11 protein-coding genes are annotated in these 12,462 nt (G+C 41.9%); 3 read left to right on the top strand and 8 right to left on the bottom strand.

Going from position 1 to position 12,462, the window contains the following annotated elements:
- Positions 1-137: 137 nt before the first annotated feature.
- The 3 genes from AB4135_RS02150 to AB4135_RS02140 all read right to left on the bottom strand — a co-directional run bounded on the left by AB4135_RS02150 (position 138) and on the right by AB4135_RS02140 (position 2,412).
- A complete protein-coding gene (locus tag AB4135_RS02150; RefSeq protein WP_371989928.1) occupies positions 138-686 on the bottom strand; it encodes a YggT family protein in 549 nt (182 codons plus the stop codon).
- Positions 687-718: 32 nt separating this feature from the next.
- Complete coding sequence (gene proC / locus AB4135_RS02145) at positions 719-1,537, bottom strand: pyrroline-5-carboxylate reductase (protein WP_371989926.1); 819 nt, start codon at positions 1,535-1,537, stop codon at positions 719-721.
- A gap of 176 nt (positions 1,538-1,713) precedes the next feature.
- Positions 1,714-2,412, bottom strand: a complete 699-nt coding sequence (locus AB4135_RS02140; protein WP_371989924.1) for a YggS family pyridoxal phosphate-dependent enzyme — start codon at positions 2,410-2,412, stop codon at positions 1,714-1,716.
- Positions 2,413-2,447: 35 nt separating this feature from the next.
- On the opposite strand from AB4135_RS02140, the gene AB4135_RS02135 reads away from it, so the two are divergent.
- From AB4135_RS02135 to hemH, 3 genes are all read left to right on the top strand, one after another.
- On the top strand, positions 2,448-3,485 hold the full coding sequence (locus tag AB4135_RS02135; protein ID WP_044556009.1) for a type IV pilus twitching motility protein PilT: 1,038 nt from the start codon (positions 2,448-2,450) through the stop codon (positions 3,483-3,485).
- 13 nt (positions 3,486-3,498) lie between these two features.
- Positions 3,499-4,611 (top strand): PilT/PilU family type 4a pilus ATPase, encoded by a 1,113-nt coding sequence (locus AB4135_RS02130; RefSeq protein WP_371989922.1) that lies wholly within the window; start codon positions 3,499-3,501, stop codon positions 4,609-4,611.
- Positions 4,612-4,770: 159 nt separating this feature from the next.
- A complete protein-coding gene (gene hemH, locus AB4135_RS02125; RefSeq protein ID WP_371989920.1) occupies positions 4,771-5,781 on the top strand; it encodes a ferrochelatase in 1,011 nt (336 codons plus the stop codon).
- An 85-nt stretch (positions 5,782-5,866) separates the two neighbouring features.
- On the opposite strand, the gene AB4135_RS02120 is transcribed toward hemH, so the two are convergent.
- The 5 genes from AB4135_RS02120 to AB4135_RS02100 all read right to left on the bottom strand — a co-directional run bounded on the left by AB4135_RS02120 (position 5,867) and on the right by AB4135_RS02100 (position 12,457).
- Positions 5,867-6,256, bottom strand: coding sequence for a DUF3192 domain-containing protein (locus AB4135_RS02120; RefSeq protein WP_371989919.1), 390 nt, complete (start codon positions 6,254-6,256; stop codon positions 5,867-5,869).
- 132 nt (positions 6,257-6,388) lie between these two features.
- Positions 6,389-7,153, bottom strand: coding sequence for a flap endonuclease Xni (gene xni / locus AB4135_RS02115; RefSeq protein ID WP_371989917.1), 765 nt, complete (start codon positions 7,151-7,153; stop codon positions 6,389-6,391).
- A complete protein-coding gene (ppnN, locus tag AB4135_RS02110; protein WP_371989915.1) occupies positions 7,150-8,502 on the bottom strand; it encodes a nucleotide 5'-monophosphate nucleosidase PpnN in 1,353 nt (450 codons plus the stop codon). Before ppnN ends, xni begins: the two co-directional genes overlap by 4 nt.
- A gap of 78 nt (positions 8,503-8,580) precedes the next feature.
- Positions 8,581-10,137 (bottom strand): diguanylate cyclase domain-containing protein, encoded by a 1,557-nt coding sequence (locus AB4135_RS02105; protein WP_371989913.1) that lies wholly within the window; start codon positions 10,135-10,137, stop codon positions 8,581-8,583.
- Between the two features lie 148 nt (positions 10,138-10,285).
- Positions 10,286-12,457 carry a tetratricopeptide repeat protein gene (locus tag AB4135_RS02100; RefSeq protein WP_371989912.1) on the bottom strand — a complete coding sequence of 724 codons (2,172 nt, stop codon included), beginning with the start codon at positions 12,455-12,457 and terminating at the stop codon, positions 10,286-10,288.
- Positions 12,458-12,462 lie beyond the last annotated feature (5 nt).

Below are 12,462 nucleotides of genomic sequence, written 5' to 3'. Positions count from 1 at the left end.
CCAAGGGAATGACCATTCGTGGCAATCAATGCCGTGATTAAAGTCCATTAAATTCCCACTGAATCCTGCATATTCAGGTAGAACGGGTATGTAAAGCTGAAGCAGCAGGTTTCCCTGCTGCATACATACTGCTACCACTATACGCTTGCCCAGAAGGGGACATATTGGGCAAGTAGGATATTGAGGAAGTTTAGAATAATCATCATCACTAATAGCGATAAATCTAAACCGCCCATTTGTGGCAACATTCGACGTATTGGTGCCAAAAGAGGCTCCGTCAATTGTCCCATGACCATTTCGATAGGATTGTGGCCTTGACTCACCCAGCTCAATATCGCCCTTAGGATAAGCATCCAAAACAGCAATACTCCCGCTTCTTTGAGCACTGATACTAGTGAAACGAGTAAGATTGTTGCTATATCAATCGCAGCGCCAGCCATCAAACTAAGCACTACGAATTTGGCGACCACGACTGTAATAGCGAGCACAAATGAGGCTGTATCAAAATTGCCAAATGATGGAATTATACGTCTTAACGGACCAACAATCGGGTGCGTAGCCTTAACGATAAATTGACTAAATGGATTATAAAAATCGGCTCGAGCGAGCTGTAGCCAAATCCGTAAAATCACCACCATTAAGTATAAATCGAATATTGTACTTACTAGAAAACTAAATGCATTCATCTGTCTACTCTACTTATCACGTTTAATAAAAATTAATATTGCTTCGCCATCTCTTGCGCCCGTGCAATACAATTGGTCATAGCATCATCAACTAAGCCTCGTATATTCCCTTGTTCAAAAGTGGCCACTGCCTGCGCTGTAGTGCCTCCTTTTGAAGTTACATTATTTCGTAGTTGCGCTAAGCTCAGGTCAGGGTTTTGTTTAACCATAAGCGCAGCACCTAATGCTGCTTGTTGTGCCATCTCTCTAGCACTCACTTCGGACATGCCGCCTTTAACTGCACTTTCAACCATGGCTTCTAAAAATAGAAAGAAGTACGCGGGTGAACTGCCTGCTAACGCTATTACCTGATTGAGATCTTCTTCCTTGTTGACCCATACAACCTCGCCACCAGTTGCCATCAGTGTCTCGCATAAGGTTTTATCTTCAGCTGAAATATCATCACCTGCAAATAATCCGGTTAAGCCTACACCTATCTGAGTCGGGGTATTAGGCATAGTGCGTATTAATTTGATCTCTTGCTTAAAATAGTCACTATAGCGCTTAGCAGTTACACCAGCGGCGATGGTGATTATTAATTTATTTGCAAGATCTAAATCACTTAACTGTTCTCCAACTAATGCCATTAGATGCGGCTTCACTCCTAAGACAATGACATCAGCAGATTTTGCAGCTTCTATATTATCGTTAGTGATGTTAATGCCAAAATCTTGTTGGAGCGCATCAAGTTTAGGCTGGCTTGGGTTTGCAGCTGTAATGTGCTCGGGGGAGTAACCACTTTTCACTAAACCACTTACGATGCTGCGGGTCATGTTACCAGCACCAATAAAACAGACATTTTTTTGTGACATTGGGTTCTCTTTTTATTCTAGTTAGGACGACACTTTTACTATTTATAAATCATTTAAAATGATTAGTATGACACGTTATTAAGACTTAATATTTGGGTGAGGTAGCCCAAAACCAAGCTCTATATGTATTAAACATTATTTATCTAAATAGCTGAGCTTAACTGCAAATCCCCCCTTTATTCGGAGTAATCGCGAGCGCCAAATATAGCGCTACCGATACGCACCATGGTTGAGCCATGCGCTACCGCCAATTCAAGATCGTTACTCATACCTACAGATAAAGTATCTACACTTGGGTATTTCGCTGCCAATAGTTGGTATTGCTTTTGTAGCTCTGCCAGTTCTGCGATTGCCGTAGTATTATCAACCTTGGTTGATGGGATTGCCATTAATCCACGCAAGTTTAAATTAGCCATCGCGTTGATCTTCTCTGCTAAGGTCGCAATTTCAGCTGTTGTCACTCCAGATTTACTGGTTTCTTGACTGATATTGACTTGAATACAAACATTTAGTGGGTTCATATGTTCAGGTCGCTGGTCATTTAACCTGCTAGCAATTTTCTCCCGCTCAACGGTGTGCATCCAGTCAAACGAAGCTGCAATGATCTTGGTCTTGTTTGATTGCAAAGGACCAATGAAGTGCCACTCTATATCGGGGCAATCTTGACTAAGGCTTTTTACCTTTGCTTCACCCTCTTGCACGTAGTTTTCACCAAAACGCCTTTGGCCAGCAGTATAGGCCTCTATGATCTGCTCGTTTGGCTTGGTTTTACTTACCGCCAAAAGTTGCACATCTGCAGGGTTTCGTGAACAATTTTGTGCCGCTTGTTCAATCCGGTGCTGGGCGAGCGCTAGTCTGTCTGTTATTGTTGTCATGTTGTATATTTTTGGTTGAATGGATATCCCAAACTATGGAAATCACAGAGTTACTTGCCTTTAGTGTAAAGCACAATGCATCAGATCTACACCTTTCTGCGGGGGTTTCTCCTATGATCCGTGTTGATGGTGAAGTGAGGAAGATAAATCTTCCCGCTTTAGACCATCAAGGTGTTCACAGTCTTGTGTACGATATTATGAATGATAAGCAACGCAAAGATTATGAAGAACATCTAGAGATAGATTTCTCATTTGAAGTGCCTGGCCTTGCACGTTTTCGTGTTAATGCCTTTAACCAATCTCGTGGTTCTGCTGCAGTATTTCGTACCATTCCAAGCGATATTTTAAGTTTAGAGCAGTTAGGTGCGCCAGAGATCTTTAAAAAGATTTCTAGCTTTCCCCGCGGACTGGTTTTGGTTACCGGCCCAACGGGCTCAGGTAAAAGTACCACCTTGGCTGCAATGGTTGATTACATTAATGAGAATAGACATGACCACATATTAACCATTGAAGACCCAATAGAATTTGTACACCAAAACAAACAATGTTTGATTAACCAACGTGAAGTGCATCGCCATACTCATAGTTTTAATGCTGCTTTGCGTAGTGCATTACGTGAAGATCCAGATGTTATTCTCGTTGGTGAAATGCGAGATTTAGAAACCATTAGACTGGCAATGACAGCTGCTGAAACTGGTCACTTGGTATTTGGTACCTTGCATACCACCTCTGCCGCTAAAACCATTGACCGTGTGGTCGATGTATTCCCTGAAGGTGAGAAGGGCATGGTAAGAACGATGTTATCTGAGTCTCTGCAAGCGGTGATCTCTCAAGCACTGATTAAGAAAGTGGGTGGTGGTCGTGTAGCTGCCCATGAGATCATGATGGGAACACCAGCGATACGTAACTTGATCCGAGAAGATAAAGTCGCGCAAATGTACTCTGCGATTCAAACGGGTATGGCACATGGTATGCAAACATTGGATCAGTGTTTACAAAACTTAGTCAATCGCGGACAAATTAGCCGTGAAGATGCTTTGCTTAAGAGTTCAAATAAGCAAACCAATTTTTAATAGGTAAATACTTATGGATGTTCGTCCTTTTTTAAAGGTCATGATAGATCGTAAAGCATCAGATCTGTTCATTACAGCGGGTTTCCCCCCGAGTGCTAAGATCGATGGTGAGCTGCGCCCTCTTAGTGAAAATGCATTTAATCCAGCACAAGCATTGGAGTTTGTTGAGTCATTAATGACCGAGGTGCAAAAAGAGGAGTTTCATGAGTCTCGTGAATGTAACTTCGCATTTGCGGCTAAAGATTTAGGCCGATTTCGTGTCAGTGCTTTTTGGCAAAGGGAAGCGCCTGGTTGCGTAATGCGCCGTATTGAAACTCAAATACCTGAAGTTGACGATTTAATGCTGCCGCCTATCTTGAAAGATTTAGTCATGAGTAAGCGTGGCTTAGTCATTATGGTGGGTGGCACAGGAACGGGTAAATCAACTTCGCTGGCTGCACTGGTTGGCTACCGAAATGCACATGCTCGTGGACATATTTTAACTATTGAAGACCCTGTTGAATTTGTTCATGATCACCGCCAAAGCATTATTACCCAACGGGAAGTCGGTATTGATACCGAATCTTTTGATGCGGCGCTGAAAAGCTCACTGCGTCAAGCGCCGGATGTGATCCTCATTGGTGAGATCCGTAGCCAAGAGACCATGGAGTTTGCGCTGTCTTTTGCTGAAACGGGTCATCTTTGTATGGCGACATTGCATGCCAACAATGCAAACCAAGCGCTTGACCGTATTATGCACTTAGTACCAGAAAGCAAGCATCATCAGCTGTTATTTGATCTGTCGCTTAACTTACGTGGGATTGTGGCGCAACAACTGGTACCTAAAAGTGATGGTACTGGGCGTAGAGCGGCAATTGAAGTACTCATTAATACACCGCGAGTGGCGAGTTTGATTGCTAAAAACGAACTGCATTCGTTAAAAGAAACCATGTCTAAATCTAACGAGCAGGGGATGCAGACGTTCGATCAGGCCTTATTGAAGTTATACAGCGAGGGCGAGATTAGTTACGCAGATGCGCTGCACCATGCTGATTCACCCAATGACTTGAGGCTAATGATTAAGCTGCAAAGCTCTGATACCACGAGTACATCATCAATGGATGGCGTCACACTTAATCTTGATTAGGGCAAATATTACTTTTTATCTAACTGAGCTAAACCTCAGATTAAGCTGGCAATATTTTGCCAGCTTTTATTATAAATAATGATCTTTAAATTCATCTGAGCGTATAGCTAGCAAGTCGTGCTTAGATAAGTATTCACAATTAAAGTTTAAGGAGATCTCTTGGCTAAGTTTTCAGGTTTAACCAAGGAAGAAGGGCACAAAAAACGCGGTAAAACAGGGGTGTTGCTAGTCAATTTGGGAACACCCGATGAAGCGACGCCTTCGGCAGTTCGACGTTATCTCGCGGAGTTTCTCGCCGACCCTCGGGTTGTTGAGATCCCGAAGTTAATATGGATGCTTATTCTACATGGGATTATTCTACGAGTAAGACCCGCAAAGTCAGCCGCTCTATATCAGCAGGTTTGGACTAAAGATGGTTCGCCATTAATGGACATCACTAAACGTCAAACAAAGAAGTTAGCTGAACACTTTGAGGGGGCCGACGATATTTCAGTGCAGTTCTGTATGCGTTATGGCCAACCGTCGGTAGCCTCAACGCTACAAAATATGCATAAAGAAGGGATTGATAAGCTGGTTGTGTTACCGCTTTATCCACAGTATGCCGCGCCAACCACAGCGTCAGCGTTTGATGCGATAGCAAAGGAGTTGATGAAATGGCGTTTTCTGCCAGCGCTGCACTTTATCAACACCTATCACGACAACCCTGACTTTATTGATGCGCTTGCAGCGTCGATAACCAAAGACTTCGAGCTTAATGGTCAGCCACAAAAATTGGTGCTGTCTTATCATGGCATGCCTGAGCGCAACCTTCATCTTGGCGATCCCTATTACTGCTTCTGTAAGATCACCACCAAGTTACTAGTTGAGAAACTGGGTCTAAGTGAAGATCAGTATATAACGACTTTCCAATCTCGCTTTGGCAAGGCTAAATGGTTGATGCCTTATACGGATGCGACGATGGAGTCTTTGCCTAAAGAGGCCATCACTGACATTGCGGTAGTGTGCCCAGCTTTTAGTGCTGATTGTTTAGAAACCCTAGAAGAGATAGCTGGAGAGAATAGGCTCATCTTTGAAGAGGCTGGTGGTAAGAGTTTTAGGTATATTGCGGCTTTAAATGATAATGACGACCATATTCAAATGATGGCCAATATTGTTAAACCTCATCTTTAATGTGAGGCCGATTAATTTGGACAAGCTCAATTGAGAGCTTGTCCGTTTTAACATGAAGTGCACAATATGGCGCAACAGATTTATATTATAGGCTGTCTATTTGGCTGGTTAAGTATTGCTGATAGGTATCTTCACCCCATGCAACAAGATTTCCCTGTTTAAATAGCAGAGGAGTACATTCCTCTTTAGTGGTTTCGCCATCAGATTCTTTGTGATGAGTACGGTAAAATAATATCTGCAAATTCTGTTGATTGGAGATCTTAGCTTCGCTGAAGTCTGCTTTACCAAACATCGCTTTTATTTCATCAATACTCTGCCCGATGGCTATTTCTGTCAGCTGGGCTCTGTTGTAAGCTTGTCTATCTTCCCAATCCATTTCATCTGGAGTCGGGTCATAAGTGGCCATAATGACAGCGACGAAAGCTATGTAAGCAACAAAGATTGAGCCTATGATTACGGGGACTTTGGATTTCATCTGTACTCGGGTTCCTTGCGAGGCAATTCCAATTACTGGGTACGATACTATGCAAACTCATCACGGTAAACGCTAAATCGCTAACTTTTTGTTAACAGTTGTAAGTTGTGTAACACTTGAATTCTGTATTCGTTACTGTGCTTTTGGCAGCCTAAATTGCTTAAGATTAGCGTTAAGTGGCATATCTAATTGAAGTTGAACAAGTTTATAGCTAAGCCTAGCTAAGTGTTTACCCGCTTCGAGTTTTTTGGCTTGTTTAGATCCTACCTGTTCGATAGAGCTGTAAATATTGGCAAGTGACCTAAATATCTTTAACAATTCAACGGCAGATTTAGGCCCTATGCCGGGCACACCAGGGATCTTATTGCCGCTATCACCGGCAAGTGCGAGATAATCAATAAACTGTTTATGTTCAACGCCCAGTTTCTGCTCCATCGCTTCAACCGTCATATAGGTTTGGTTAAAATGATCCCACTGCTTGATGTTTGGGTGATTCAATTGGCAAAAGCCTTTATCGGTCGAAACAATAATAGCTTCTCCACCAATGCTAACGAGTTTAGTGGCTAAAGTGGCGATAACATCATCAGCCTCTGAGTCAGCCTCAAGCGAAGCAATATTATGCTCGCCAAGATAGCGCTTGATATCACTAAGGCCGTTAGCTAACGCTTCAGGCATCGGTTTACGGCCCTTCTTATAGTCTTCGTATAACGCCTTACGCCAAGATAACGCATTACCATCCCATACAATCGCCACATGGGACGGCTGGTGGAACTTTAATAGTTTTTTACAAGCACCATGAACACGCTCTTTAAGCCCGCTGATATCCGTTTCATTGGGTTGGGCGGCGTGGATGCGCCGCACTAAGTTCATACCGTCTAGAATCAAAAATTTATTCATTTAATTACTTTGTAGCAGGGAACGTAAGCGCTTCCTGGTAACTTCATTCGTTGTTGTGAAACAAAAGCGTTAAGGAGTTGATCCATTAATGCCATGAGTTTAGGTTCGCCTTTTAGCTCAAAGGGACCTTGTTCTTCAATTTTTTTGATGGTTTCCATTTTGACGTTACCCGCGACAATGCCGGAAAACGCTTTTCTTAGATTTGCTGCAAGCTCAGCTTTATTGGACTGTTCATGTAGATCTAAATTGCTCATCACCTCGTGAGTTGGCTCAAAAGGCAGCTGAAATTCAGGTTCTATTTTCAAAGACCATTGGTATTGATACGAGTCGCCATTATCCTTTCTAAAGACCTTGATTCTTTCCATCGCTTCTTTTTGGATGCGTGCCACTTTAGCAGGGTCATCAATCACTATCTGATATTTACTTTGGGCTTCAGGACCTAATGTTGCAGCAATGAATTCATCGATACGAAGGAAATACTCTTCACTCTCTTTTGGGCCGGTTAACACCAGTGGGAAAGGAATGTCTTGATTGTGCTTGTTAAGCAAAATACCCAGTAAATAGAGTAACTCTTCTGCCGTGCCTGCACCGCCAGGGAAAATGATGATGCCATGCCCAAGCCTGACAAATGCTTCTAAGCGTTTTTCGATATCGGGTAAGATAACCAACTCGTTCACTATCTGGTTTGGTGGCTCTGCGGCAATAATACTCGGCTCTGTTAAGCCGATATATCTCGCATGGTTGACCCTTTGTTTAGCGTGACCAATAGCAGCGCCTTTCATCGGCCCTTCCATTGCACCAGGCCCACAACCAGTACAGATGTCTAGTTTACGTAAACCGAGTTCGTAGCCGACTTCGCGTGTATATTGGTACTCAATGGCGTTGATGCTGTGGCCACCCCAACACACGACGATATTCGGATCGAACATTGGCATTGTTCTGGCGTTACGTAAAATATCAAATACAACGTTAGTGATGTGGTTGGCGTTGGTTAGGTTGATATGCTTTAAGTTCTCATATCTATCATAGATATAAACAATATCGCGTAAAACGGAGAATAGATGTTCTTGTATGCCTGCGATAATTTCGCCATCGACAAAGGCTTCTAAAGGGGGATTCGTGAGTTCTATTTTTATGCCGCGTTCTCGCCTTAATACGTTAATGTTAAAGTCAGAAAATCGGCTGAATAGGTCTTTAGCATTGTCGCTTTGCAAGCCAGAGGCTAGTACTGCAAGCGAGCAGCTGCGGTAGAGCTGGTAAAGCTCACTTTTTGCATTTTGTTTGAGACGGTCAACTTCGAGTTGTGAAAGTTGATCTAGGCTTCCTCTAGGACTTATTTTCACTATCATAGCAGCTCCTTAGCAGTGATAGTTTGGCTGTCCCTCAAAGATAGCTGGCGTTAAGAATGGGTAACGCCTGGGGAGAGCTTATGAGTCAATGATGACTCTATCTCTGCTTTGATGTTTGGCTTTATATAGCGCTGCGTCAGCTCGTTCAAAGGTTTCTGTAATGAGCTCATTTTCAATAATTTGTGCTGCGCCTATAGATACTGTAACTGTAATTCTCTGATTTTTAAACTTAAAGGGAATACTTTTTACTTTTTCTCTAACTCTATTCAGCAAAGGTTTGATATCACTTTCGCTAACATCTGGTAAAAGAAATACAAACTCTTCACCACCAAATCGCGAGACAAACTCTGTTTCTCTTAAAGAGTTTTTAAGAGCCATAGCAATGACTTGCAATGTTTTGTCGCCTGTACTGTGGCCAAAACTATCGTTAATAGATTTAAAGTGATCAATATCCGCTACCGCTACCCATAAAGGCTGTTTAGTGCGTTTATAGTTGCGGTATTCTATTTCCATTCGCTCTTGTAAAGCGGCTCTATTTGGCAATTGCGTTAGGGTATCGAGTAAGTTTAGCTTTTGCTGTTCAAATAGACGTTCTTTATAGTTCTCTGTTTCTTTACTCAGTTCGTTAAGCTCGCGTCGCAGTGCATCGACTGATTGTCTTAACTGGATCTGCTCTCTATTTTCTAGCGCTTCTTTACGGCTTAGTGCGGTTCGTAGCGCCAGTAATTGTTCTGTTACTTGAGTCTTCAAGTGATTGATGTCATCGATATCAGTCACAGAGCCATCGATATTTTCTACTTGGGTATTTATCTCGCCGTTGAGTTTCTTTGCAACTTGAAAACTTTTGACTGAATGGCTGTAAGAATCGGTAACGACTTCTCGTACGTTGCTTAGGGCGCCGTTGAGTATGTAAAGGAACTCTTGAGATGCCGTTTTCTCTTTAGCGATATTATCGAGTAGTAGACTGAGAACAACCTGATATGCGCTTAATAGCGTGTCGAGTTCGAAATCATCTGTTAACGATAACTTTATTGAAGCAATCTGTTCTTGCTGCTCTTTTCTAAATTCGATTTCCGACAACATTTGAGCCAACTCTTGGGCTGATTGGCGATGTTTAGGTAAGAGTTCAAATTTGTCACCGAGCTTTAATTGCTCATTAAGGATCTCATTGTAGAAATGCACAATTTTTTCTACTTTTGGAATGTAATCCCAATAGGTATGAAAAGGCTTGGCGAGCTCTTTTTTAAAATAGGAGATCTCTTTCTTAAGCTTAACAGGCAGGGAGTCTAGTCGCTGAATTTGGCTAATAATATTAGATAAAGAACCGCGACTTTCTTCTAGTTGCTGCATTACGCGGCCATATTGTTGCTTCAATATGCCATCGACCTCTTCGAGATCTGCAAGGGATTCATCTATTTGGTTAAAACGACTTAATTTGTGACGCAGTTTAGCCAGCTTGTTGTCTAGCTCAATATTTTGCCCTTTACACGCTATGCTTAACTGCGCGATAAATTGCAAAAGTAACTGTAGCTTTTCATTGTAGTCTTCACTCATATCATCAAGGGCTTGCCTTGCTGAATACAGTTTTTGCTGTAGTACACTTAGCTGAGACGTGCTGGCGACTGCGTCCTTCATTTAATTAGATTTTCCTTTATCAACACGTATAGACTCAATTTTTACTGCTTCATCAACAGCTTTGGATGTTGTTTGAAAGCTAAGTGTATATTTATTTTAACAGTTGTCGCTTATAAATTAAATGCATATTGGCTCTACATGAGTTTGATTAATCTAACTCAGTGCTCAAGTTGACATTTTTATGGCTTTTCCACCTTGGCCAGACAATATCACTCTTATGACCATTGGTCTCTATTTTGATGATGCCACGTATAATACTTTTCTCAATATTGAGATATAGCGGCGGGACAAATATACCTGATGATGCAAAATTGAGCGGTTTTAGAGTTACAAAGTAGTCTTTATCATTTCCTAGGGTTGTCGCGGCCGATAGCATCATTTGCAGGGTGCCAAAATGTTGCTCTGCAGAAAGTTTAAGTGCTGGGTTAGTCAATAATGGCAGGCTTATCAGGCCCATGTGTAAGCTCGTATCGCCATAGTTGTCTATTAAGCAATTTCTAATGTTGTTTAATAGCGTGTCTGGGTTTACTTGAATATCGAAATTAAGCAGAAAAACCCCGGGGCGAATGAAGTAAATAATACAGCCTAACTCATTGGATAGGGCGGTTAGCTGCTGCCTATTCATTTTGGTATTACATTCATACCCTTGAGCCAGATCAGAGTTAAGTTGATCCGTTAACGATATTAATGCGAGTGTCTTAAAGGTATTGCCATAGTAGTTAAAGTCGCGGATAAAAGCGGCATGGTTTGCTATTTGAGTTAATGGGTCTAGCAGGCTATTTTTTTCTAATTCAACGGATTGTGCCCGCAAGGTTTTTTTAATACGCCATAGATACAGAGCTAGCACCGTCATTAAGGATAATACTAATAAAGTGATGATCAGGGCTAGCTGACTGTTTGATAGCTCATCTTTTGTTTTTTGTAGGTCGGTCTTAGTTTGGCTCTGTTCGAGTTTTATTTTTTGCAGCTGAAATAGTGTTTTTGCTTGTTCTTCATCATTGACTACTTGGGTATCTTTGGCCTGCAGAGTCGATATTCTCTTAATATGTTGATAAGCCGTCTTGAAGTCACCAAGCTGCTCTAAAGCTTTAGCGCTATAGTTTAATGCTTCGATATGCTCATCATTCAACTTCATGTCATCGGCTATCTTGGCGGCGGAGTTGGCGTACTTTAAAGCCAACTCCCATTCTGAGAGGCTACTATAAACTTGAGCGATTAATAGATGATTGTAAACTAGGTAATGATTGCTGTTACGCGATACAAAGATATCACTGGCACGAAGTAGGTGTGATATAGCATTTTTAGTGTCTTCTATTTTGTAATAAGCTTCGCCTAGGTTATGGAAGTTCAACGCCTGCCCCATATAGTTGCCGAGTTTCGCATCGATTTGCTGCGCATTTAAGTAGTAGTCAATGGTTTTATACCACTGTCCTTGTTCAGCATAAATCATCGCCATGACAGTCATCGTTGAAGACACATATGATTCTTTGCCAAGACGTTGATAAGAGTCGGAGGCGGCAGTCGCGTAAAGTATTGCATCATCCCAGGACTTCAATTCTCGATAAACCCGTGCAAGTTGCAGTTGTATATGGGCATCTTGGGTTGGGTTATCTTCAGCCTTAGTATGCATAATAGCTTCAGAGTAATGTGATAGCGACTTTCCAAATTGTGCCTGTTTGTAATAGTACTTTCCAAGTACAGACTCTATGTGTGCACGCATATAGGGATCCGATAGCTCTAGTGCTACGCTTCTCGAGCTCATTAGATACTGCAGAGCTGGGTCTTTTTGTCGCAGCATCATATGTAGCACCCCTAAGTGCTCATAGATGGTGAAGAGTAAAACTTGTTCTTCTGTATTTTTAGTCGCAGGCAGTTCGTTAGCCGCTTGCTGATATAGCTCAATCGCGGTATGAAAATCTTGCTTGTTTTTGCCGATATAGCGTCCATTTAACATCAGTACATAACTGCTATCTAAACCACTTTCTGCCACCCGCTCAAGCTGATCAATGATCTCTCTGGCTGTTATATATCGGGCATCATCTTTAGATGATAGATCAAGTGATAATCTCGCTAACAAGCGTAATTCTTGTTTTACTTCAGCTATCGACATACCTTTTTGGACTGCAAATTGATGAAGTTCATTTTCATTAGCAAATTCAGGGATGATAGGTAGGTTTTTATTGACTGATAGGCGTAATTTATTTGGGAACTCTCTAAATTCACGTTCAGTAGCAACGGCATCTCGGTTGATGGCATATGATGGCTGACAGAGGATAAAAGATAATAATATTGTGAAAGAGAGAGTAAACAAACTTCGCATGGGAA

Source organism: Shewanella sp. 10N.286.54.B9 (assembly GCF_041468565.1).
GTDB lineage: Bacteria > Pseudomonadota > Gammaproteobacteria > Enterobacterales > Shewanellaceae > Shewanella.
This window is presented reverse-complemented; position numbering and strand designations above follow the sequence as displayed.